27 protein-coding genes are annotated in these 23027 nt (G+C 66.8%); 19 read left to right on the top strand and 8 right to left on the bottom strand.

The features are described 5' to 3' along the window. Positions 1–8 precede the first annotated feature (8 nt). The 10 genes from BM013_RS37925 to BM013_RS37895 all read left to right on the top strand — a co-directional run bounded on the left by BM013_RS37925 (position 9) and on the right by BM013_RS37895 (position 6628). Positions 9–485, top strand: coding sequence for a MarR family winged helix-turn-helix transcriptional regulator (locus tag BM013_RS37925; RefSeq protein WP_177225678.1), 477 nt, complete (start codon positions 9–11; stop codon positions 483–485). A 981-nt stretch (positions 486–1466) separates the two neighbouring features. Beyond that, positions 1467–1652 (top strand): hypothetical protein, encoded by a 186-nt coding sequence (locus BM013_RS40975; RefSeq protein WP_143098473.1) that lies wholly within the window; start codon positions 1467–1469, stop codon positions 1650–1652. Next, positions 1649–2749: a replication initiation factor domain-containing protein gene (locus BM013_RS37920; protein WP_143098472.1), complete on the top strand. Its 1101-nt coding sequence runs from the start codon at positions 1649–1651 to the stop codon at positions 2747–2749. Before BM013_RS40975 ends, BM013_RS37920 begins: the two co-directional genes overlap by 4 nt. Then, complete coding sequence (locus BM013_RS37915; RefSeq protein WP_093135349.1) at positions 2724–3035, top strand: hypothetical protein; 312 nt, start codon at positions 2724–2726, stop codon at positions 3033–3035. The genes BM013_RS37920 and BM013_RS37915 overlap by 26 nt, the downstream gene beginning before the upstream one ends. A gap of 2 nt (positions 3036–3037) precedes the next feature. Then, positions 3038–3184, top strand: a complete 147-nt coding sequence (locus BM013_RS41520; protein WP_177225677.1) for a hypothetical protein — start codon at positions 3038–3040, stop codon at positions 3182–3184. A 94-nt stretch (positions 3185–3278) separates the two neighbouring features. Continuing rightward, positions 3279–3539 (top strand): hypothetical protein, encoded by a 261-nt coding sequence (locus BM013_RS37910; protein WP_093135347.1) that lies wholly within the window; start codon positions 3279–3281, stop codon positions 3537–3539. Between the two features lie 24 nt (positions 3540–3563). Further along, complete coding sequence (locus BM013_RS41515) at positions 3564–3734, top strand: hypothetical protein (RefSeq protein WP_177225676.1); 171 nt, start codon at positions 3564–3566, stop codon at positions 3732–3734. Then, positions 3721–5211, top strand: coding sequence for a hypothetical protein (locus BM013_RS40970; RefSeq protein ID WP_143098471.1), 1491 nt, complete (start codon positions 3721–3723; stop codon positions 5209–5211). Before BM013_RS41515 ends, BM013_RS40970 begins: the two co-directional genes overlap by 14 nt. Next, positions 5208–5495, top strand: coding sequence for a DUF2523 family protein (locus BM013_RS37900; protein ID WP_093135342.1), 288 nt, complete (start codon positions 5208–5210; stop codon positions 5493–5495). Before BM013_RS40970 ends, BM013_RS37900 begins: the two co-directional genes overlap by 4 nt. Then, positions 5492–6628 (top strand): zonular occludens toxin domain-containing protein, encoded by a 1137-nt coding sequence (locus tag BM013_RS37895; RefSeq protein WP_093135340.1) that lies wholly within the window; start codon positions 5492–5494, stop codon positions 6626–6628. The genes BM013_RS37900 and BM013_RS37895 overlap by 4 nt, the downstream gene beginning before the upstream one ends. A 178-nt stretch (positions 6629–6806) precedes the next feature. On the opposite strand, the gene BM013_RS40965 is transcribed toward BM013_RS37895, so the two are convergent. Next, positions 6807–7043 carry a hypothetical protein gene (locus tag BM013_RS40965; protein ID WP_143098470.1) on the bottom strand — a complete coding sequence of 79 codons (237 nt, stop codon included), beginning with the start codon at positions 7041–7043 and terminating at the stop codon, positions 6807–6809. Positions 7044–7244: 201 nt separating this feature from the next. Here BM013_RS40965 and BM013_RS37890 point away from each other — a divergent pair, with 201 nt between their 5' ends. The 4 genes from BM013_RS37890 (at position 7245) to BM013_RS37875 (ending at position 10506) form a co-directional block, all read left to right on the top strand. Next, positions 7245–8021, top strand: coding sequence for a helix-turn-helix domain-containing protein (locus BM013_RS37890; protein WP_093135337.1), 777 nt, complete (start codon positions 7245–7247; stop codon positions 8019–8021). Between the two features lie 99 nt (positions 8022–8120). Then, entirely contained in the window at positions 8121–9113 is a 993-nt protein-coding gene (locus BM013_RS37885) for a Bug family tripartite tricarboxylate transporter substrate binding protein (RefSeq protein WP_256221869.1), read from the top strand. Between the two features lie 14 nt (positions 9114–9127). Then, on the top strand, positions 9128–10021 hold the full coding sequence (locus BM013_RS37880; protein ID WP_177225675.1) for a PhzF family phenazine biosynthesis protein: 894 nt from the start codon (positions 9128–9130) through the stop codon (positions 10019–10021). Positions 10022–10023: 2 nt separating this feature from the next. Then, complete coding sequence (locus tag BM013_RS37875; protein ID WP_256221868.1) at positions 10024–10506, top strand: RidA family protein; 483 nt, start codon at positions 10024–10026, stop codon at positions 10504–10506. Here BM013_RS37875 and BM013_RS37870 read toward each other — a convergent pair. Continuing rightward, positions 10490–11311 (bottom strand): helix-turn-helix domain-containing protein, encoded by an 822-nt coding sequence (locus BM013_RS37870; RefSeq protein ID WP_093135331.1) that lies wholly within the window; start codon positions 11309–11311, stop codon positions 10490–10492. The two genes, BM013_RS37875 and BM013_RS37870, sit on opposite strands and share 17 nt — an antisense overlap. A 161-nt stretch (positions 11312–11472) precedes the next feature. Between BM013_RS37870 and BM013_RS37865 the strand changes: the two genes are divergently transcribed. From BM013_RS37865 to BM013_RS37850, 4 genes are all read left to right on the top strand, one after another. Beyond that, entirely contained in the window at positions 11473–11853 is a 381-nt protein-coding gene (locus tag BM013_RS37865) for a polyketide cyclase (protein WP_093135329.1), read from the top strand. A 110-nt stretch (positions 11854–11963) separates the two neighbouring features. Then, on the top strand, positions 11964–12989 hold the full coding sequence (locus BM013_RS37860; protein WP_093135326.1) for a tyrosine-type recombinase/integrase: 1026 nt from the start codon (positions 11964–11966) through the stop codon (positions 12987–12989). 141 nt (positions 12990–13130) lie between these two features. Then, the gene (locus BM013_RS37855) at positions 13131–13583 is read left to right on the top strand and encodes a hypothetical protein (RefSeq protein ID WP_093135324.1); all 453 of its coding nucleotides are present in this window, start codon (positions 13131–13133) and stop codon (positions 13581–13583) included. Between the two features lie 74 nt (positions 13584–13657). Continuing rightward, positions 13658–13927 (top strand): hypothetical protein, encoded by a 270-nt coding sequence (locus BM013_RS37850; RefSeq protein ID WP_093135321.1) that lies wholly within the window; start codon positions 13658–13660, stop codon positions 13925–13927. A 30-nt stretch (positions 13928–13957) separates the two neighbouring features. On the opposite strand, the gene BM013_RS37845 is transcribed toward BM013_RS37850, so the two are convergent. Next, positions 13958–15163 (bottom strand): PDDEXK nuclease domain-containing protein, encoded by a 1206-nt coding sequence (locus BM013_RS37845; RefSeq protein WP_093135319.1) that lies wholly within the window; start codon positions 15161–15163, stop codon positions 13958–13960. Between the two features lie 172 nt (positions 15164–15335). Between BM013_RS37845 and BM013_RS37840 the strand changes: the two genes are divergently transcribed. Then, a complete protein-coding gene (locus BM013_RS37840) occupies positions 15336–15578 on the top strand; it encodes a hypothetical protein (RefSeq protein WP_093135316.1) in 243 nt (80 codons plus the stop codon). A 32-nt stretch (positions 15579–15610) separates the two neighbouring features. Here BM013_RS37840 and fetB read toward each other — a convergent pair whose 3' ends face one another. The 5 genes from fetB to BM013_RS37815 form a co-directional block, all read right to left on the bottom strand. After that, the gene (gene fetB / locus BM013_RS37835; RefSeq protein WP_093135314.1) at positions 15611–16402 is read right to left on the bottom strand and encodes an ABC transporter permease; all 792 of its coding nucleotides are present in this window, start codon (positions 16400–16402) and stop codon (positions 15611–15613) included. Then, on the bottom strand, positions 16399–17013 hold the full coding sequence (locus tag BM013_RS37830; protein WP_093135311.1) for an ABC transporter ATP-binding protein: 615 nt from the start codon (positions 17011–17013) through the stop codon (positions 16399–16401). Before BM013_RS37830 ends, fetB begins: the two co-directional genes overlap by 4 nt. A 112-nt stretch (positions 17014–17125) precedes the next feature. Then, the gene (locus tag BM013_RS37825) at positions 17126–19639 is read right to left on the bottom strand and encodes a PepSY domain-containing protein (RefSeq protein ID WP_093135309.1); all 2514 of its coding nucleotides are present in this window, start codon (positions 19637–19639) and stop codon (positions 17126–17128) included. Positions 19640–19652: 13 nt separating this feature from the next. After that, positions 19653–20411, bottom strand: coding sequence for a hypothetical protein (locus BM013_RS37820; protein WP_256221867.1), 759 nt, complete (start codon positions 20409–20411; stop codon positions 19653–19655). Position 20412: 1 nt separating this feature from the next. Next, positions 20413–22929, bottom strand: coding sequence for a TonB-dependent siderophore receptor (locus tag BM013_RS37815; protein ID WP_371281736.1), 2517 nt, complete (start codon positions 22927–22929; stop codon positions 20413–20415). Positions 22930–23027: the final 98 nt, after the last annotated feature.

The raw sequence follows: 23027 nt of genomic DNA, 5'->3' as shown, positions 1-23027 counted from the left end.
CGCAACGCATGACACGCAACGCCACCGAACCCAGCCCCGTCGCCGCGCCCGAAACCGACTTCTTCGACTCGCCCATCTTCAAGTTAATGGTGGCGTCCAGCCTTCTGGCCCGTCCATTCAACGAGTCGATTGGCCCCGAGCGCGACCTGACTCTGCCTGAGTGGCGCGCCATGGTCGCGCTGCACGCGCGCGGCGGGCTGTCGAACATCGAGGTGTCGGAGCTCACAGGGCTCGACGCAATGACTGTGAGCCGCGCGCTGGACCGTCTTCGGCGCAATGGCCGGGTCGGACGCTCGCGCGACGAGCAAGACGGCCGGCGCCAGATCAACAGCCTCACCGCGTCCGGCCACAATACGTATCGTGCGGTGGTAAAGCTTGCACGACAGCGCCAGGATGCCATGACGAGCGAATTGAGCCAAAGCGATGTGCGAGGTTTGGAGCGCACGTTGGACACGATCATTCTTCACCTGAAGGGCGAGGCCTGACGGGGCTGCGAGCGGATGCGAAGGGGGTGACCGCCAGGTAGGCCGACATCTACCTGGAGCTTCGCGATGGCGCCGCCGCCATTGTTCCGTCCGGTGTGAGGCACTTAGGGAAGGTCTGATCAAGAGCACGTTTCTTGCATGAGGGGCCGAAGCCTGCCAAGGAGCAAGAGCGATGAGCCAGATCAGTTCACGCTTGAAAAAGGCCGAAAAGTATTGAACTTCGTGTCTGCTCACTTCTTGATAGATCCGCGAACAGATTTCTGAACATGGACGGGCAAGGATGAAGGGGCAGATCAAAGTGCAAGTAAGTTAACATAACGAACCTTGTATCCAACGCAAGGCGAGTTCGACCAGGTCAGTAGCTCCCGGGACCGTCGAAAAAATCTGATGTGCCGAAGCGCCAACGGAAGCCAGCGCCGCGCCAATCGCTAGCGAAGACTTTCCCAGAGCTTTCATGAGCTGGTCTCCCTTCGCGGTGCCTTCGTGCTTCCGCACGACCGCTCGAGCTAGTTCTGCCAACGGATCCAAGCCTGCGATAGCCGCGATCAGAGCTTGGTTCTCCGGTGAGCATGGCGCATTGCCGGTACGCCAGTTGGTCACCCGCTGAGCCGAGGTCCCAAGCGCACGCGCTACCGATGCGTCTGTTCCCATAGCTTTTTTGGCTTTGTCAAGTAGGGTTATTACTTCTTGGTCTGCTGGCATACGTAACTCCTGTACCAAACCATTTTGGTTTAGACTCGCGCCGACCAAACCACCATGGTTTGGCAAACGACGTTGATTTGGGGTGATTATGGCGCTAGAGGGACGAAAGAGGGTTATCGAGGCAACGCCGCGCGCGGCTGTGCTTCGTCGGTCGTTCTGGGCTCATCGCCAGCTGGACATGTTCACGAGCGCGCCCCAAGGGGCTACAGCCAGAAGCAGCGCTCTGCAACCCTATGCCCAGCACCTCGACCAGATGCGAGTTGCCCGGGAGGCCCGCTCGTGATTCGCGCTGTTGAGGGCAAGCTCATTCACGGCATGACCATCGTTCCGGCTCCTGCTGCGACTCGTATCCCTGTCGCACTTGCTCCCGAAGTTCGTGAGCGCTTGGTTGCCTATGCTGCTCGCAAACGCGTGTCGTTGAGCACCGCTGCTGCCATCTTGATCGAGCGAGGCCTGCGCAAGTGACCCGCAAGCTCCAGCCCTACAAGGCCCACGGCTACGGCCACACGTTCCGCCGTCGCCTCAGCGCGAAGCGCGCGGGGGCAAGCGAAGCGCCGCACCAAGCGCTGAGCGCTGCACCTTGCCCCCCTGCTCTAACAGGGGGGGAAAGTCTCGCCCTCGAACGGGGCGCCAAAGTCGACTGGCTTACTTGCACCTGGTATCCCGATCCGGACGAGCATGTCCCCGCCACGATCCTCGGCCTTCTTCGTGAGGTCGTCGGGCCTTCTGTTGTCGGCGTTGAGGCGCCTGGCATGTTCGGCTACCAGGAAGGGTGCAGGTTCTTCGTGGAGCTCAACGGCACGCAGGTGAACGTCGCCCGCGTTGACTTCGGTGGTGCACACCACGACATGCGTGCGCGTTTCGACCTTTCCGGCACCGGCTGCTCGAAGGTCGCCAGTTGGCAGGCCGTGCAGGATTGGATCGAGCGGCAGGCTGCGTACAAGCTCACGCGTGTTGACCTGGCTGTTGATCTGCTCATGGGTGAATACACCGTTGAGCATGCGCGCGATTGGTACTTGGCAGGACGCTTCAACGCTGGCGGCAGGATGCCTCGCCACAGCACCCCGGGCGACTGGCTTTGCCCGAAGCATGGCCGCACGCTGGAGGTCGGCAGGCGTGAAAACGGGAAGATGCTGCGCGCCTACGAGAAGGGTCGTCAACTGGGCGACACCGCCAGCCCATGGACTCGCTTCGAGGTCGAACTCCGCAACATCGACCGCGATTTGCCCCTCGACATTTTGACCAGGTGCGATCACTACTTCGTCGGTGCTTATCGCTGTCTCGAAGACATCCTCGCAGCTGCTGCGGAGCGCATTCGCACGCACCAGGTTGAAGGCGAGATCGCACTCGACAAACTCACTGAGCACGCACGCAGCGCCTACGGGCAGCTGTTCGACGTGCTCCGCCTCCGGCTGACTGCTGACGAGGTTCTCCAATCCCTCTCGCGCCCAGGTGTTCCAAGGCGACTGGAAAAGTCCAGCCTGGCGCGTTTCAACCTTTCGGCGTCGCCTGCCGAATATCTCAAGAAAGCGAACCATGAAGATCAACGTGATCGGGTTTGAAAGCAGCGAAGGCGTATCGAAGAAGACCGGCCAGCCCTATGCCATCGGCAAGCTGTATGCCGCCCTCCCCCTGGCCGGCTCCAAGGGCACCAAGGGCTACATGGGCAGTGAGTACCGCTGCGAGCCCTCGGTCCTGAAGAAGATCGAGCACAACGCCCCGCCGTTCATGGCGGAGGTCGAGTTTCAAGACGTGATGCGTTTCGGTGAACGGCAGCAGCAGATCGTCTCCATCGTGCCCACCGCGTCCGAAGTTAAGCCCGCCGGCACTGCCGTGCGGCCTGCCTGATCATGGCTGACCTGCACGCCTGGCTGTTGCTGGCGATTGCCGCCGCGCTGTTTCTTGGTGGCGTTCGTGTGTGGGTCGCCGTCGCTGAGTATCGGCTGCGTCGTCGTGTCGAGCGTCGCGGCTATATCAGTCGGCCAGTCATTGAGTGATTTCAACTGGTAGCCCTCCAACGTCGTGAGACGCCGAGGGTTATCGGGTGCAATCCCGAATTTCTCGGGAACACCAGTTCACCTGGAGTTCCAAATGAACGCTTTCATCCTCGCTCGCAAGAGCGGTGCTTCCGTCGCCCGCGCCAAGCGCATTGCCGGTGACGCCATCCTCAAGGCCAGCGCCGTCGCAGCCATTGCCGCGGCCCCTGCCCTGTCCTTCGCCGCAGAAGGCGATATCGATTCGCAGATCGCCGCTGCCGGCGTGAAGATCGTCGGCTACGCCGTCGCGGTGGTCGGCATCATGGTGACGTTCTGGGCCGCCAAGCGCGCCGGCCAGAAGATGGGCTGGTGGTAAGTCCTCGACCCGAAGGCGCAGGCCGTGGCTGACTCAACGCAGACCATCGTTGTCCAGGTGCAGCCTGCGCCGGCTTCGCCCGAGAACGTCGCCCTCTACTGGTCGATGTTCTGGGCCTTCTTCGCTGTCCTCGTCGGCATCTGGGGATGGAAAAAAGTCCAACAGATTTTCGACACAAATCATGAGAACTCGTGATGTTCACTTCACCTGCCGAGCTGCTTTTCGTCGGTGGCTTGTTGCTCTGCCTCTGGTCGTTCTTTCGCTGACCGCCAACGCAAATTTCATCGCGCGCACCACGCACGGCAACTTCGAGCTCGTGCGCAACGGCAAGACTACCGAGCTCCGTGCTCCGCAGACCGTTATCGGTGCTGGCTACGCTGTCTCGTCTACTGGCACGGTTGTCGGGAATGCCAACTCGGTTGCGGCTGCCGGCACGGCGACCCAAGGCATGGGCGCTACGGCAGCTGGAGCGACCGCCTCTGCTGGCGTCAACCTGGCTGGAACTGCAACAGTTCCCGTTAATGGTTCGACTGTGCCAGTTGCGGTCAAAGCCAATCTAGGCACGGATGTGCTGATCCCCGCGGCTATCTCCGGTATTGGCTGTGTGCAGGGAGGAGTAGTTGGGGTGCTGGCGTGTGCTGCTGTTGGTGCTGCTGTAGCTGGTGCGCCGCTCGCCTATGACTGGATCACGCGCGCTGGTGGTCGAATCAATCCGGAGACCGGTGCGTTCGAGCGCAAGGATCCTGTGTCTTGCACTGTCGGCCCTTGTTATGAGTGGCAGTTCACCTTCGGCGGCGCCGCTGCGGTCCCGCCGCTGCCAGGCGGTTGGTACAAAGAGAAGAGCTGTCCAGTTGGGTTTAAGACCTATTACAACGGCTACACCCTCATTTTCAAGGGCTTGTCTGCAGATAGCTCTGGATGCTTGTATGACGGCTGGAGCGGTACCAACACATCCGGTGCGCCTGCACTTGCGAACCAAAACCAGCAGGCTTTTCAAAGTCGTACGCGGGTGCCTGACGGGTATACCAATTGGTTGCCGTCGTCGATGAATGACATTGCGCCCTACATGAGTAACCTGCCTGTCGATCCTGGCATCGTGCGCGAGCTCGCAGACCGTGGCATCGAGCTCGGCAATCCACCGCTTCAGGTTACTGGCCCATCTAGCGTCGCCGGGCCCACCACCAGCACGACCACCAACAACACCACCAACAACACTAGCTCTACGGTCACGACCAACACGACGAACAACTACACGTACGAGGGCAACAAGGTGATCAACATTGGCACCTCGATCACATCGACCACTACGACGAAGAACGCGGACGGCACGACCAGCACGACGGGCACCAGCACTACGACTACAACGCCTGGCACTCCTGCTGAGCCACCAGAGCAGAAGGTTCAGTGCGACAAATACCCCAACAGCCTTGGATGCTCTGACCTCGATGTCCCCTCGGGCGATATCCCAAAGAGCAACAAGAACATCACGTTCTCTGAGGAGGCTGTGCTCGGTGGCGGCAGCTGCCCCGCTGACCGGTTGATCGGTCAGTACACCTTCAGCTACGCACCGACCTGCTCGACCATCACGAGCTATGTGCGCCCTCTGGTTCTCATGATCGCCGGTTGGATGGCCATCGTGATCATCTTCTCCATCGGGAAGCCTGAAGCATGAAGTTCGGCACCTTTCTCGTTTCGCTGATGCAGCCGCTGCTGGCGAAGATCCTGCTCTCTCTCGGCTTCTCGGTGGTCTCGATCCTCGGCATGGAGGCGCTGCTGTCCCAGCTCAAGCAGTCGATGCTCGGCAGCACCAACTCGATGCCGGCGGATGCGCTCGCCCTCTTCCTCCTCGCCGGCGGCGGCAAGGCCATCGGCATCGTCTTCGGTGCCCTCACCACAAAGTTGATGCTCTGGCAGATCCAGCGATCGACACAGATCCTCGGGAAGAACACAGGATGATTACCGTGATCACTGGCACGCCTGGTGCCGGCAAAACGCTCTACGCGATTCAGAAGCTGTTGCTGCCGCTCGTGGGCACCGATGTTGTCCAGGTCGTGGACGGCATCACCACCATCCATCCGCGCACGATCTACACCAACATCAAGGGCCTGACCATCGACCATGAGCTGATCGATGGCGGCGACGAGAACGGCCTGCGTGACTGGCATCTCTGGGCCAAGCCTGGTGCCGTGATCGTCTTCGACGAGGTGCAGAAGATCTGGGCTCCGCGCTCCAATGGCTCGCAGGTGCCGGACGATATTCAAGCGCTGGAGACGCATCGACATATGGGTGTCGACTTCATCCTGATCACGCAAAACGTGATGCTGGTCGACCGCAACATTCACGCGCTCGGTGGGCGGCACTTACACGTCCGGCGCATCGCCAACATGCCTTTCGCCACGGTCTACGAGTGGGACCATATCAGCCGCCAGCTGCTGTTCGCGAAGGCGATCACCAAGAGCCCATTTCGCCACGACAAGAGAGTTTACAAGCTCTACCACAGCGCAGATCTGCACACCAAGCAACCGCGAAAGCTGCCTGGTGTGTTGTGGTTCTTCGTCCTGGCCGCGGCGCTGCTGATCTGGAAGGCCCCTGTCGTGTATGACGGTCTTACCGGCAAGCCTGCGACCTCCTCGAGCACGAGTTCCAAGCCAGTTGCGGCCGCTGCGCCTGGTGCCGCTGGCCAAGCTCCTGCAGGAGGATCTCCAGCTGTGCCAGGTCAAGCTGCCCACCGCATTGACGATGCCACCGACTGGACTCCTCGCGTCAGCGCCAGGCCCGAGAGCGCGCCGGCCTATGACGAACTTCGCAAGGTCACCGCGATGCCTGTCGTCTCGGCGGGCTTCATCAAGGGCAAGATCGTGCGCTGCTACACCCAGCAAGGCACCGATGCAGGCCTCACTGAGATGCAGTGCCGCGAGTGGCTCACCAACACGCCATTCAACCCCTACGCCGTGCCGAAGCTGGAAGTCCAGCCCTCCCCTGCCCCGGACCATTCAAGGCCCTCTGAGGCGCTTTCTGCCCCTACCCTCGTTGTGCTGGACGGTCCCGGCTACCGTGATCCAGCCGGCGTACGCAACTCGGCCCGCTGATTCGACCTGGTCGAACTTCACTTGGCCGTGGTTACGTGCCCCTGCGCTGGCGCCCTCATCACTGCAAAGCAAAACGCCGGAGCCCTTGTGGCGGAGGCACCTTGTCTCTGGCGCTGCGTGGGTTACGTGCCCCTGCGTAGTCTCTGGCCGGCCAAACGACGCCTGCGGACGCAGGCTCCTACAGCTTCAGCAGTTTCATGCCAGCGATTGCCAACACTGCAATCGCAAGCCATACGAGCAGCTGTAGTGACCAGTGCCAGTCCGCTCCCCACAGTTTCGGTCCCTGCCCTCTTGGTCGGCGTGTGCGCTGCGTCTTCAGCCAGGCGAATCGCGCTGCAGCTTCTTCCTCGGCGTCCTCTTCTCGCTTCCGCCTGCGCATCTCATCGCGATACCAATCTCTGTCCTGCAGTCCCATGAAAAAGGCCTCCATTTGGAGGCCGATTTTGTCTGATAGTCTTACTAGGAATTACACTTTTTCAAGCTGAAAACGCTTGACATAAGCGTTATTGCGTTCGCGAATTCGACGGAACGAACCTTGTGTAGTTAACAACCGACCACAGCCCGGTCCGATAATTGCGAAGGCAAGCCTTTCGCGCTTGCCCCAGGAGGCTGCTCCGTGACGCCACATGCCTATCTTTCCCCCAAGCTCGCCCTGACCGCGCCCCGCGGTTTCGATTTGCGCTGCAGCGGCCAGCCGCATTACCAGCGTGACTGGCACATGCACGACTGCGCGATGCTTCTGTGGCCGCAGACCGGGAGCCTGAAAACCGCGTGGGTCAACGGCCATGCCGGCGAGAACCCCGGCCAGGCCGGTTCCGTTCAGCTGTCCCGCTCGACAGCCATCCTGCTGCCCACCGCAACCGCGCACAACACCAAGGCCAGCACGCAGAAGCAACGCCATGGCGAGCTCTATCTCGCGCCCGAAGTCCTCAAGGGCCGCGGCAGCTTCGGCGCCTTCCGGCTCGATGGCGCAACGCTCGCCATGCTCGATGCGCTGGTGTCCGCCGCGCTCGATCCGCGCAGCGCCGAGCCGCTGGTCGACGCCATCGTGATGCAGATCGCCGTGGGCCGCAGCTTGCCGCTGCTGCCTGAGGCCACGCCGCCGTCGCTCGGACAGAAGATGGTGAGCCGCTTCGGTCTTGCGCTCGAGTGGGACCAGCAGGTGCCGCTGGTCGATGCGGTTGCCTGCGAACTGGGCGTGTCGCAGCGGCAACTGCAGCGCGCGTGCCTGCAGGAGTTCGGCGCGTCGCCCATCGACATTCGGCGCCGCATGCTGGCCAGCCGCGCACGCGAGTTGATGGCGCAAGGGCAAACGCTGGCGCAGACCAGCCTGCAATTGGGCTTCGCTAGCAGCGGGCATCTCGGCCGGCTGCTGCGCGCGGTCGCGCACTGACGCCGCCTGTCGCATCCTGGATCGGCCTTCGTCGCCTCCGGGTTCGTGCCCGATGCCGCGTCTTCCTAGCATCGGCCCACACACCCCTGGAGCTGATTCATGCTTGGACATCCTCGGCGCGCCACGCGCTACATCGCACCGCTGGCGATTGCCATGTCGGCCCTGTCGGCCATTTCCGCTTTCCCCGCCTTCGCGCAGGAATGGCCCACCAAGCCGATCACCGTGATCGTGCCCTTCCCCGCCGGCGGCGGCACCGACCTCGTCGTGCGCTCGGTGCAGGTGGCGCTGCAGAAGGCGCTCGGCCAGCAACTGGTGATCGACAACCGCGGCGGTGCCGGCGGAACGATCGGCTCCGGCATGGTCGCGCGGGCCGCGCCTGACGGCTACACGGTCGGCATCGCGACCACGAGCACGCACGCCGTCAGCACGGGCGTCTACAAGAAGCTGTCCTATGACCCGGTCAAGGATTTCGCCTACGGCGGCTTCATCGGCACCTCGCCCTACGTGCTGGTGGCCAACCCCGAACTGAAGGCGACCGACCTCAAGACCTTCGTCGCTGCATTGCGCGCGCGCTCCGAAGGCGCCAGCTTCGCCTCGGTCGGTGCCGGTACCGTGTCGCATCTGCTCGGCGAGAAGTTCAAGGATGTCGCAAAGGCGCCATTGGTGCACGTGCCCTACCGCGGCGCGGCCCCTGCGTACACCGACCTGATCGGCGGCCAGGTGCAGTTCATGTTCGACAACCCGGTCGGCCTGGCGCCCTACATCCACAGCCGAAAGCTCGTGGCGATCGCAACGACGGCGCCGAACGCCCTGCTCCCCGGCGTGCCGACTTTCGCGCAGGCGGGCGTTGCCGGATTCGATCAGTCGCTCTGGTACGGCTTCGCATTCCCCAAGGACACGCCACCGCGCATCGTGGAGAAGTTCAACCGCGCATTGAGCGCGGTGCTGAGCGACAGGGCGATTGCGGCCGACCTCGCGGCCAAGGGCGTGAACGCGACGCCAGGCACTTCCGCGGCCATGCAAAGCGCCGTGGCGCGCGACGCGCCGTACTGGCGCGGCATCGCCCAGGCAGCGGGTGCAACGGCGGACTGATGACCGACATGAACATGGCCACTCAGCAACACGGCGAAGTCACGGGCATCCGCGTCTTCGTCAACGGACCGAACGGCGGCAATCCTGTGCCGCTGGTGAGAAATGCCGCGGGCATGTCGGCCTCCGACATGCAGGGCGTGGCCCGTCGCCACGGGCACGAATCGGCCTTCGTGTTCGCGCCCAACGAGCCCGGCATCGACTGGACGTTCCGCTTCTTCGTGCCCAACCACGAGATGGAAATGTGCGGCCACGCCACCGTGGGCACCTTGTGGGCCCTGCGCGAATGGGGCGAATGGACCACGCCGACCGCGCGGGTGCGCACCCTGAGCGGCGTGGTCGATGCGCGTTGGGACGCGCAGCGCGGGCGCGTCTGGATCTCGCAGCCGAAGGTCCGGCTCTCCCCTGTCGATGAGTCTCTTGGCGAACGCGTCTGCGGCGTGCTGCGTCCGGAGCAGTCGGGCGCATGGCACGCCCCAGTCGTCAACGCCGCCACGAGCCGCGTCAAGACACTGGTGCTGATGCAGGACATCGCGGCACTCGACGCACTGAAGCCCGCGCTCGGCCAGGTGGAGGCGACATGCGCGGCCATCGATTCGACGGGCCTCTATCCCTACGCGGTGGAGACGCGCGGCAACGGCCCGACGGTGGTCGCGGCCCGTCAATTCCCTCGCTCCTCCGGCTACCCGGAAGATGCGGCGACAGGCATCGCTGCCGCCGCGCTGTGGGGTTACCTCAGCGAAACCGATGCCGTGCCCGTCGGCACCCCGGCGGCACCCGTGGTGACGACCGTTCGCCAGGGCGAAGCCATGGGCAGCCCGTCGGCCATCGAGCTGCAGGCGCGCTTCGGGAACGATGGCGAAGTCGTCGGCTGCTGGCTCAGCGGCCAGGTCGAGTGGGCTGCGCTGTGAGCGTGCAGGATCCGCTCGAGCGCCTGCGTTCAGCGGGCCTGGTGCTGCCCGCGGCGCCCACACCGAAAGGCAACTACGCGCCCGCGTGCGTCGTGCCGCTCGGCGACCGAAGGCAATGGGTGCACATCAGCGGCCAGACCTGCCGCATCGACGGCCGCGCCCTCGCCGGTCGTTGCCGCGACGACAACGATGTGCTCGAAGCCGCGCACGCCGCGGAGGTGGCGGTGCTCAACGCGCTGTCGGCATTGGCGAACGCGGCGGGCGGGCTCTCGAAGGTCGAGCAGATCGTTCGCGTGCGCGGGTTCATCAACGCCGAGCCCGGGTTCGCGCGGCACAGCGCGGTGCTCGACGGCGCTTCGAACGTGCTGGCCGTGGCGTTCGCCGGCCAGAGACCGCCGGCGCGCACGGCGGTCGGGGTGAGCAGCCTGCCGGATGGCGCCTGGGTGGAGATCGAGGTGGAGGCCATCGCTATCGCGCGGGCCTGACTTCGGCACGCGCCGCCGCAGCCGCCCTCACTGTCGCATCGGTGAACGCGTTGGCCGGGTGCATCACCTCCAGCGCGATCTCCTGCAAGGTCACGTCCACGGGGCTGCCGAACACCGTGATCGCACTGATGAACGACAGCCGGCCGATGCGGGTGTCGATGTCCAGCGTCATGGCCGGCCCGCCGGTCGACTCGTCGATGGGCGCCATGCCGCCGGGCCAGGCCAGCGCTTCCTTCAACAGCGAGCCCAGGCCGGGGTCGGCCGTCAGGTCGAATTGCCTGCGCATCTGCACGATGAAGTGCGAACGCCAGGCCGCCAGGCGCTGCACGCGCGGTGCCATGCCCAGCGGATGCAGCATCAGCCGCACCACGTTGGTTGGCGCCTCGAGCAGCGACGCATCGATGCCTTCGTAGAGTTCCGGCACGCCGCCGTTGGTGCGCACCACGTTCCAGTGCCGGTCGATGACGAAGGCCGGAAATGGCCGGTGCCGCTCGAGCGTGATGCCGATGATGGCGCGCACCGGGTCGAAATACGGATCGTCGAAAGGCCGCTGCTCGAACACCGGCGCGAAGCCTGCGGTGGCCAGCAGCACATTGCGCTCGCGCAGCGGAATCTCTAGCTCTTCGGCGAGCCGCAGGATCAGCTCCCGGCCGGGCTGGGCGCGGCCCGTTTCCACGAAGCTCAGGTGCCGGGTCGACACCTCGGCCTGCAGCGCCAGCGCCATCTGGCTCAGCCCCCGGCGCTCACGCCAGCCGCGCAGGCGTTCGCCCAGTTGGAAGGCCGGGTTCCCGGTGTCGTTGTGCATCGGCGGAGCATAGAACAGCGCGTCGCCACGGCCATGACGTGCAGGTAATCGACGTGCGCCGCATCGAGCGGCACAGTCGCCGCTCCCCTTCCCTGCCCCTCCCTTCTCTCCCTTCTCTCCCTTCTCTCCCTTCTCTCCCTTTTTCCTGGAAAAGGTCTGCCATGCCCACACCCGAAACGCTCGAGCGCTTCATCTCGCTCGTCGAAGCCAATGCCCACGCCGAAGCCGTCGAGGTGTTCTATGCGCCTGAGGCCGCGGTCCGCGAGAACCAGTCGGAGCCGCGCGTCGGGCGCGGCGCGGCCATGGCGCGCGAGCACGCGATCCACGCCAAGGCCCGCTCGATGACCTCGCGTTGCGTGCGGCCGGCGCTGGTGCATGGCGACCACGTCGCGATCCACTGGGTGTTCGATTTCGAATGGCTCGACGGCAGCACCATCCACATGGAGGAAGTCGCCTGGCAGCACTGGGAGGGCGAACGGCTGCTGGCCGAGACCTTCTTCTACGACCCGGCACAGCGCACGCCGCACAAGGCGGAGCGTTGATTCTTCGCTGTTGAACCAACGCTGCATAAATCCACTAACGGCTAAGCATTTCTTGTTGGACAGAAATTCCGTTCAGCAAATATACTCGTCAGGCCGTTAGTGTATTTGTCATGGACACCCTTCCCCTCTTCGCCCCACCCTCCGACCAGACCCATCGCAAGGCTTTCGACCGCTGGCTTGCGGACCAACGGGCCTCGGGCGCGTTGCGGCAAAGCGGGTCGATGGCGGTCTACCGCGACATGTGGGGCAGCTTTGCCGCGTGGTGCCTGGGCCAGGCGCCGGTGGTCGACCTGGAGACGCTGAACACCAGTGACCTCGAGGCGTTCCAGGCCGCGCGCTACGGCATGAAGGCGGCCGACCAGTCGCTCTCGCCACGCCATGCGCTGCGCCTGCTGCGGCTCATCGACAGGGTCATGCGGCACTACGCGGCGGAGGCCGGCTTGCCGCCCAACACCGCGGCGGCCGACTGGCTGCAGGCCCATCCGGAGATCCGCTACGCGGAGGCCGCGCAGGCCGATCCGCTGCCCGAGTTCCTCTCCGTGGGCGAGGCCCGCCGGCTGATCACGTTCCTCTCGGAAGCGCGCCCGCGGCCCGGCCTGTCCGCACCGCGACGCGACGCCCACCGCGCGTTCACCTGGCAACAACTGCGCAACCGCTCGGCCGTTGCGCTGCAGCTCGGCGGCGGCCTGGCGCCGGGCGACGTGCGTGCCTTGAACCTGCTCGCCCCGGTCTCGGCGGGCGGGCGCATCCGCGACCGGCCATGGAAGGTGGTGGTGCCGGGCAACGGCAACCTGCCGCCGCGCGAAACACCGATCGCGCCATGGGCCGGCGAGCTGCTCCAGCACTGGCTGCAGGTCCGCGCGGAGGTGCGCATCCTAGGGGAGCATCTGTTTCCCTCGACCCTCAGCGGCAAGCCGTGGAGCAAGGAAGCGCACTACAAGGCTGCCAAGGCGGTGTTCGAAGAGGCCGGGCTCGATGCCGCGGAGGGCGGCTCGTTCAAGCTGCGGCACACCTTCGCGCTGCGGCAACTGCGCCGCGGCACGCCGGTCGACGAGGTGGCGCGATGGCTGGGCGTCGACCCCGAGGCCATGGGCAAATACAGCCGCGTGATCGTCGGGCCCGCCGACGTGGTCTGAACGCGCGTCGCGCGCGCAAGCTGGAAACCGCACGCAGCCCCGGGCGACGGCCCTTCGAGTGATCCTCCTACGCCTGCGGTGGGTGGCCCCCCGATAGGGTCGTGGGCTTCGAAACCACAGCTTGCCCCGCGGCACGGATCCATGAAATTTACCGCCTTGCTTTCCCGCTCCCTCCTGATCGCCGGCACCGTCGCACTCGGTGCATGCGCCAGCAACGCGCCGTCGTCGAGCACCGTATCGGGGATCGACAACCAGCCCGAACCCACCATCCTGCTCGTGCCGGTGCGCATCCAGGACCCGGCGCTGGCCTCGGGCTGCTGGGCGCAGTTCTATTCGAAGCGCGACTTCCAGGGCGACGTCGCCACGCTGGTCGGCCCGGCACAGGTGCAGAGCACGGACAAGGGCACCGCACGGCAGCTCAAGCGCGACATCGACAGCGTGAGCGTCGGCCCGCGCGCCACGCTCGAGGTGTACGAACACGCCATGTTCAAGGACCGCACCGTGAGCTTCCCTGCCAACAGCCGCGAAGGCGGCCTGGTGCGCAAGCTGGGCTTCGGCGGACGCATCGAGGCAATGAAGCTCTCCTGCAGCTGATGCGTTGACGGTGGCTCCAGGGCCAGGGCCAGGGCCAGGGCGAAAGCTGGCATGAAGATCGCATTGCCCTCTTCATGCTCACATCCGACCAGAAAGCCACCATCCTTCGCAAGAACGGCTTCGCGGTGCCGGACGCGCCCGCAGCACCACCCGTGATGCCGGCGCAGCCGCCGGAATCGGGGCTGGCCATGCAGGCGTGGCACCGCGCGATCGAAGCACTTTTTGCCAGCTACGCCGCGGCCCGTGCCGCGAAGAGCCTGCGCGACGCGCAGGAAAAAGCCCAGTTGGAGCTGCTTCGCCAGATGGCGAGCGGCGCTCCCAGGCTTCGAACACTGCGCGCCTGAGCGAAGGCGCCATGTGGCCGTGCCGAGCGGTCAGTCCTTCGGTGACCTGACTGCCTTGGCTAGCTTGGCTACCTTGGCGAGTGGCGCCAGAAGCCCCGGGCGCACGATGCCCTGCAGTTGCCGCGGCGTGGGCAGCTTGCCTTTCATTTCGGCCGGCAGCTTGTCCTGCAGCTGATACTCGGCCACGCCGATCGGGTTCGATTTGCTCTTCAGCGCGAACTCCACCTCCAGGTTGTCCTTCTCGGCGCACAGGATGATGCCGATCGACGGCGCGTCGTCGGGCGCGCGCTCCTTCTCGTTGAGCAGGTTCAGGTAGAAGTCCATCTTGCCCGCGTACTCCGGTTCGAACTTGCCGATCTTCAGTTCGATGGCCACCAGCGACTTCAGGAAGCGGTGATAGAACAGCAGGTCGATGAAGTACTCGTTGCGCCCCAGCGTCAGCCGATGCTGCCGGCCGATGAAGCAGAAGCCGTAGCCGAGCTCGAGAATGAAATCGCGCAGCTTGTCGATCAGCTGGTCTTCGAGTTCGCGCTCCTTCACCGCCTGTCGAATCCCCAGGAACTCCAGGTTGTAGCTGCTCTTGAGCGCCTCTTCGGCCTGCTCGGCCAGGTGCCCGGGCAACGCCAGCGGAAAGTTGTGGGTCTTTCCGTCGGCCAGCGAGCGCTCCCACGCCCCGGCCTTGACCTGGTTGAGCAGCACGTTGCGGCTCCAGCCGAAGGCGGCGCAGGCGCGCAGGTAGTAGAGCCGCGGCGCCGGCGCTTCCAGCTTGCTCAAGATCAGCAGGTGGTGGCCCCACGGCACTTCTGCGACAGCTTGTCGCAGAACTTCGATGCCGTCACCGCCTTCGCCCGTTTCGTCAGAGGAAGAAGGCACCGCAAGCTCCCGCCCCGTGCGGCGCCGCGGCGCGGGCTTGCCGCTTTCTGCGACAAGCTGCCGCAGAACCTCCGGGCTCGTGTACGCCTCGTAGAAGCGGCGCATGTCCCACACGTTGCGCGCCGAAAAGCCCTGCGCCCCCGGAAACGAGGCGCGCAGGTCGCGCGCAATCTGCTCGACCACCGACTGCCCCCAACCCAGCGCCTGCTGCTTGCCGACGATGGCCTTGCCGATGTCCCAGTACAGCGCAATGAGTTCGCGGTTGACCGACCGCGCCGCCGACAGGCGCGCGGCCGCGACGCGGTCCTTGAGTTCGACGATGAAGCGGGCGTAGTCGGCGGAGGCGTCCAGGGTGCGGGTCATCCGCTGACTTTAGGCCATTGCCCGGGCCGTGTTCAGGCCGTTCCACCGTTCAACCGGCCCGGCGTTCGACAGCCATGTCCCACGTCGCGTCGCGGTGGCGGCGCACGCCAGGCGGCGCCCGCGCGCCCGAAGGTTTTTTCACAAGAACCCACGAGGCCTGCATGCGACCGAAATGCCTATCGAATACCTGCTCGAGATCGAGCACTCGCCATTTCCCTTGCGCGTCAAGCACCCCGAAGCCATCAGGTCCATCGCGGTCCTGAAGGCGGTCGGGTTGCTCGAGGCGGACATCTATCCGCCGCTGGACCTGTGCGCGCGCTTCGGCGACTACCAGCTGGCGGTGGTCTCGGGCATCACCGCGCAGGGCCGCGAGGAACTCTCGCGGGAATGGGGCCCGGTCGAGGCCTACAGCTGAGGAACAGGCAACCGAGTGAGCAAATCAGCGGTTCAGTCCAACCGGTCGAAGCGCAGGCGCTGGCGTTCGTCGGTCATCGAACGTGCGGCCATGTAGACCGCCCCGGCGCCGGCCAGCCCGCCCGCACCCGTCAGCAGGAACAGCAGCAGGATCTGGTACTTCGCCGCCTCGATCGGGTCCATGCCGGCCAGCAACTGGCCGGTCATGATGCCCGGCAAGGTGATGACGCCAGCCGCCGACATCTGGTTGATGATCGGGATCATCCCCCGGCGAATCGACGAGCGCGTGAGCTCCGCCATGGCCTGGTGGATGGTGTCGCCGAGCGCCAGCCGCGCCTCGATGCGCGCACGTCCGGTGGTCACGCCTTCGAAGAAGCTGTCGAGCCCGAGGCTGGCCGAATTGAGCACGCTGCCCAGCACGATGCCCATGAGCGGAATGGCGTAGCGCGGGTCGTACCAGGGGTCGGGCCGGATCGCGGTCATCAGCGCCAGCACCACCGTGGCAACGCTGGACACACCCACCGCCGCCGCGCCGATGCGGAAGTTGCCGCGCCCCTTCAGGTGGTGCGCGGGCCGCACGGCCACCTCGCGCGCCGCCGCGAGGATCATCAGGATCACGATGGTCAGCGTCGCTGCCGGCGAGGCCGCCGCGAAGACGTAGCGCAGCACCAGGCCGACCAGCAGCAGCTGCACCACCATGCGCGTCGCCGCCCACAGCACCTGCCGGTGCAACTGCAGATGCAGCGCCAGCGATGCGCCGGCGTTGAGCAGCACCAGCAAGGTGGCCAGCACCAGGTCGGTGGCGTCGAGGTGAATGGTGCTCATGCGGGTTGCAGCCGGCCTTCGGCCATGTGGAAACAGCGGTGCGCGATGCGCTGCGCCTGCTCTTGCGAGTGCGTGACCATCAGGATCGCCAGCCCCGCCGCCAACTGGCGCGCCAGCAGCGCCTCGACCGCGAGCGTGGTGGCGTGGTCGAGCGAGGCGGTGGGTTCGTCGAGCAGCAGCACCGCCGGCTTGCGCGCCAGCGAACGCAGCAGCGCAAGGCGCTGGCGCTCGCCGGTGGACAGGCGCGCGATGTCCGCGTCCAGGACGTTGCCGTCCAGCCCCACGTCGCGCAGCCAGCCTTGCAGCGGCTCGCGTGCCTCGGCGGGAAAGTGCTCTGCGGCGGTGGCGCCCCACCATGCGGGCTCGGCCGCCTGGTAGACGACGCGCTTGCGCCATTCGGGGCCCGGCCAGCTGTTGCGGTCGGCGCCGTCGAGCCGCACGGTGCCCTCGCCGGGGTCGAGATCGGCCACCAGCCGCAGCAGCACGCTCTTGCCCGAGCCGGACTTTCCAAGGATGCAGATGCACTCGCCGCGCTGCGCCTGCAGGTCGACCGGAGGCCGGTCGCGCGTGCGGAGTTGGTGAATGTCGAGAAAGGGCCGCTGTTCGGTCATCGGGGGGCACCTGACAGCCTGGAAGGCTGGCGGTTGCGGCTGGCTGCTGTAGCTGGACAAGGGCCCGATGCTACCCAACCCCGCCAATCCGAGCGGGCTACTCCAGTACCGCCTAGTACACGTCCCGGCGGTAGCGGCCCTCGGCGATCAGGTCGTCGAGCGCGGCGCGACCCAGCATGCGCTCGAGCGCGGCGTCCACGCCGCCCGCCATGCCGCTCAGGCTGCCGCAGACGAAGAGCACGGCGCCTTCGCCGAGCCAGCGGCGCACGTCGTCGGAAGCTTGATGCAGCAGGTCCTGCACATAGACGCGTTCGGGCTGGTCGCGCGAGAACGCGAGGTCGGTGCGCTCGATGCGGCCTTGCGCCTGCCACTGCGCGACCTCTTGCGCAAAGAAGGCGTCGTGCGCGCGCTGCCGCTCGCCGAAGAGCAGCCAGTTGCGGTAATGCCCGCGCTCCACGCGCGCGCGCAGGTGGCCGCGCAGGCCCGCGTAGCCCGAGCCGTTGCCGATGAAGATGCACGGCCGCGCGTCCGCCACGGGTTCGAAGGTCGGATTGGCAAGCAGCCGCAGTTGCACGTCGGCCCCCAGCGGCGCATGCGCGGTGAGCCAGCCCGACACAACACCCAAGCCCGCCAGGCCACCCAAGCCCGCCACGCCCGACGCATGGCGCGCCTGCCGCACCAGCAGCCGCAGGTGTCCCTCGGTCTGCACCGAGGCAATCGAATAGCGCCGGGCCGCGAGCTCGGGGCCCGGCCGCAGCTCGACCAGCGCACCCGGGTGCCAGCTCGGCAGCTGGCCCTGCTTCGCGGCGAGTTCGATCTCGTACAGCGGGTGGCCCAGGCTGCCCGGATTGAGCAGCTTGCGCGCGCGGAGCGTCCACACGCCGAACGCGTCCGCATCGGCAGGCTCCGCGAACGCCACACCGTCCGCACCCGCACCCGCACCCGCACCCGCGCCGCGCAGCCCACCCAGCTGCTTGCGCCACAGCGCCAGCGCACCGGCATCGCCGTCGTCCACCTCGACCATCGGGAACAGCGACTGCGCGCCGGCCGCCACCAGCGCATGGTCCAGCGTGTGGCCGAAGCCGCAGAAGCGTTCGTAGTGCCTGTCGCCCAGCGCGAGCATTCCATAACGCAGGTGCGACAGCGCCTCGCCGCCCACCTGGGCCAGCCGCTGCGCGAAGCGCCGCGCGGCGTCGGGCGGGCCGCCTTCGCCGAAGCTGCTGGCAACGATCAGCAGGCGCTGGTGCTCGCGCAACTGCTCGGGGTCGAGCCGCGCCATCGACGCGACGGTCACGGGCAGGCCGGCCGATTCGAGCGCGGCGGCACTGCGCATCGCAATGCCCTCGGCCGTGCCCGACTGGCTGGCGAAAGCGACCAGCACGCGTTCCGGCAAGGGCGCGGCGGGGTCCGCCGGCCGCGCGTTGCCTTCGAGCGCCGCGCGTGCGGCGCGCACCGCCCGCTTCTTGCGGCGGCGGTCCAGGTACAGCATCCAGCCCGTGACGGCGAACACCGGCAGCATCAGCGCGGCCAGCGTCATCACGATGCGCCCCGGCAGGCCGAAGTAGGTGCCCATGTGCAGCGGATAGATCGCACCCAGGAACAGCCCGCCGGCCGACTTGGCCGCATGGCGCTCGTCCTGCGCGACTTCGCCGCCGGGCAGGCGCACCGTCATGCGGTTGCGCGCGCGTTCGTGCGCGGGCACGGTGTCGAGCCAGGTGAACAGCACCGACGGCAGCACCGACGGCGCGGCGCCCGTGGGCACGCGCAGGATGACTTCGCTCCAGCCGCCGGTCTCCTGTGCCCGCTGCTCGAAGGCGGCCCAGGCGGGCGCGACGTCGACCGCGGCGGCATCGTCGCGCGCCACGTTGCGCTCGCGCGGCGCCGGGCGTGCTTGCTGCCCTTGTTGCGCTTGCTGCGCGGGCACGCGCGGATGCCCCGCCATCGCGTCCACGCGGTCGCGCAACGCATCGAAGGACCAGTAGACCCCGGTGGTGGTGAACACCACGTACATCACCAGCGCCACGGTGCCCGCCACCGAGTGCAGGCCCCACAGGAACGAGCGCCCCTTCAGTGCCGGGTCGAAGGTGAGCCACGCGCGCCAGTCGAGCGCGCGGCGCGGCCACCGCAGGTACAGGCCCGACAGCGACAGGAAGAGCAGCCCGATGGCCAGCACGCCGGCCGCCACGCGCCCGGGTTCGCGCGGCAGCAGCAGCCAGCGGTGCAGCGACTCGACCCATTCGAAGAACTCCGCGCCCTCCAGCGGCGGCAGGGCCGCGCCGGTGTACGGGTCGAGGTACACGGCCTCGCCGCGCCGCTGGCCCTTGGGCGGCGCGAAGATCACGCGCGCGGCCGCGCCGGGCTCGGCGAACAGCGCGAGCGTGCCGACCTGGCGCTCGGGCCAGGCTTGCCGCACGGCCGCGAGCAACTGCGGCGGGCTCAGGACCCGCGTGCCTTCCGATGCCTGCACAGGCACATGGCGCCCGTGCGGGTTGATCGCATCGATGATCTCCTCGCGAAACGACAGCACCGCACCGCTCAGGCCGATGACGATCAGCACCGTGCCGGCCGTGATGCCGAAAAACCAGTGCAGCTGGAACCAGAACTGACGCAGCGAGGGAAATTTCATCGATCGATTGTTTTCAGCGGATGCCGGCGGCCCAGTCGACCGCTGCATCGAACAGCAGCCGGCCCGCCGGCGAAAGGTTGGTGAAGCCCTCGTTGCCGAGGAAGAACATCACGCGGCGCGCGGGCGCGAGCGACTCGTAGTCCATGGTGGCGCCCTTCTCGTAGCCGAAGATCGCGGCCTTCTCGGGCTGGCCGTACAGCGTGGCGATGGTCGTCGCGCCCAGCCCGGGCTTGCCCCAGCTCATGCCCGCCTGCTTCACGTAGACGTTGGCCACGCCGGCCGGCAGGCCCGCGGCCATGGGGTGCGGCGCATTGACGAGCCACAGGTAGCGCTCCTTGGCGGCCTCGCCGAAATCGCTGTCGTGGCGCTTGCCCGTCATGGCGAGGTCGTCGAGCAGGTCGTTCTCCCAGGTCAGCAGCGGCACCGGCAGCTGGCGCCACGCGGCGCTCACGTCCTTGGCGGCGACCGTGGAAGAGATGACGACCAGGTCCGCGCCGGCAGCGCCGGCAGCACCGGCCGCACCGGCCGCACCGGCCGTGACGGCAGGTGTGGCCGACTGGTCCTGCAGCGTCACCGCGAAGCCGCGCGACTCCAGGTGCGCCTTGACCTTCTCGTCGACCGGCAGGCTGGGGCCGTCGCGTTGCACCAGCAGCACGACCTTGCGGCCCTGCCCCGGCAGCTCGGCGGCCTGGCTGGCGAAGGCCAGAGTACCCGCGGCCAGCAGGACGGCGGCGCGGCGCGTGAGGTGCCTGGATTCGAGGAACTTGCTCATCCTAGAACTCGAAGGTGGTGAGGACGGAAACCTGCCGCGCGTCGCCCACCGAGATGAAGTAGCTGTTCACGGCCGACGGGTAGTAGGTCTTGTCGAACAGGTTCTTCACGTTCAGCTGGAACTTCACCTTCTTGCCGTACAGGCGCGTGTCGTAGGTGGCGAAGGCATCGACCGTGGTGTAGCCCGGCAGCACGAAGCTGTTGGCCGAGTCGCCCGCGCGCTTGCCCACGTGGTGCGCGCCCGCGCCCAGGCGCAGCCGGCCTTCGCCGCCGAACACCTGGCCGAAGTCGTACACGGCTGAGAGCGACGCCGTCTGGCGCGCCACGTTCCACAGCCGGTTGCCCGCGTACAGCGGGTCCTCGGTGGTCTTGGCGTCGATGTAGGCGTAGCTCGCAATGGCGCTCCAGTTCTTGCTCAGCTGGCCCGCCACGTCCACCTCGAGGCCGCGCGAACGCGCCGCGCCCGAGGTGCGCCAGTCGGTGAGCTTGGTCGTGTCGTTGAACTGCGAGACCAGCACGTTCTTCTTGTGGATGTCGAACAGCGCCACGGTGCCGGTCAGGCCGCCGGGCATGTCGAGCTTGGCGCCGACTTCCCACGACTTGGCCTCCTCGGGCTTCACCGACGCATCGAGCACGTAGCCGCTGGACAGCGGCGCGATGGTCGAGGCGGGCTTCAGCGACTGGGTGTAGCTGCCGTAGAACGACACCGTGTCGCTCAGCTTGTAGATCAGCCCCACGCGCGGCAGCACCTTCGAGCCGTCGGTGTCGGTGTTGACCTTGAACGGGCGCCCGCGTCCCGCCAGCTGCGTCCAGGCCTGGTAGCGCAATGCGGCCACCGCGATCCAGCGGTCGCTCAGGTGAATGGAGTCCTGGAAGAACAGCGACTGGTTGTGCAGCCGGTCGGTCTGGTCGCTGTCGCTGGCCGACACGGTGCCCGACGGCGCCTCGAGGCCGTACACCGGCAGCAGGTAGCTGAAGGTGCGCGTGGTGGCCTGGCGCAGCAGGTCGGCGCGGTAGATCTTGCGGTACTCGGCGTCCCAGCCGAACTGCAGGTCGTGGCGCATGCCGCCCAGCTCGAGCGTGCCGTCCATGTAGGCGGTGGCGTAGCTGTCGGTGCTCAGCGCGCCGTGCGTGGCGTCGTTGCTGCGCGTGAGGGTGCCGCGCGTGGTGTTGATGCCGTTCACGCGCAGCTGGTTGGCGTCGTAGGCCTCGCGGTTGTAGCTGAGGTTCACGTGGCCGGCCCAGCCGCCGCCGAACTGGTGGTCGACCGACAGCTGGCCCAGGTGGGTCTCGCCGCGCATCTCGTTGAAGGGTTCGTCCAGGCGCTGCGTCTTGGGCAGCGCGAGCGGGCGCTGGGTGCGCGGGTCGAGCGCGGTGCCGCGGTCGAAGGGCGTGGTGTATTTGCGGTACTCGTACCAGAGCACGGCCTGCGTGTCGTCGCCGTACCAGGCGAGCGACGGCGCCACCAGCGTCTCGCGGTGCGTGCCGAAGTTGCGCCAGTAGTCCTCGTTCACGTGGTCGACGATCAGCCGGTAGGCCAGGCCGTTCTCGCCGATCGGACCGGTGGTGTCGAGCGTGGCGCCGCCGCCGTCGCGTCCGCCCGCATAGCCCGAGCCCAGCAGCGACAGCGAGGTGCGCTGGCGCAGCTGCGGCTTCTTGCTGACCACGTTGATCACGCCACCCGGGTCCATCAGCCCGTAGAGCAGCGACGACGGGCCCTTGAGCACTTCCACGCTCTCGGCCGCCGCGTTCATGCCGCGGCCCTGCACCAGCGGCATGCCGTTGTGCATGATCGAGCCGTCGCGGTTGCCGCCGAAGCCGCGCTTCATGATGGTGTCCTGCGTGCTGGCCAGGGTGTTGCCCTGGTTGATGCCGCTGACGTTGGCGAGCGCGTCGTCGATGTTGCGCGGGCGCTGGTCGCGAATGACCTGCGCCGGCACCACGTTCACCACCTGCGGGATCTCCAGCACCGGCGCCGTGGTGCGCAGCGTCGAGGCGTCGGGCGTGGGCTGGTAGCGGTCGTCGGCATCGGCGGGCGCCGGGGCCGCGCGGGCCACCACGCGCACCGCGGGCAGCGTGCCGTCGGCATCGTCCATGTCGGCGGCGGCCGCGGCCGCAACTGGGCCCGGGCCCGCCTTGCGCAGCGTGAACTCGCCCGCGCCGCCCTCCACCGCCTCCAGCCCCGTGCCCGACAGCAGCGCGGCGAAGCCGGCGCGCACCGTGTAGCTGCCTTGCAGGCCGGTCGACTTCAGGTCCTTCGTGCTCGCGGGGTCGAACGACAGCGCCACGCCCGCGGCCGCGGCGAAGCGCCCGAGCACCGCGGCCAGCGGGCCGGCGTCGATGCGGTAGGCGCGCGGGGCCGTGGTCTGCGCGGAGGCTGCTGAAGCCACTGCGGCAGGCTCAGCGGCCGTCGCCGCGAGCGGCATCGCGAGCATGGCCGCCAGCAGGCACAGCGCCTTGCGAACAGGGGTGAGGGAAGCGGGGGACGGCGGCACGTGCATTCGAGGTTCCTTCGGCATGGATGGCTGGCCACGGCGTTTGCCATGGCTCTATGGGGTAGGCCGAACGAAACCGGAAAAGATGAAGGAAGCGGTGAAAGAAAGAATGAAAAAAATGG

It is taken from the genome of Variovorax sp. OK605 (assembly GCF_900115445.1).
Lineage (GTDB): Bacteria > Pseudomonadota > Gammaproteobacteria > Burkholderiales > Burkholderiaceae_C > Variovorax.
This window is presented reverse-complemented; position numbering and strand designations above follow the sequence as displayed.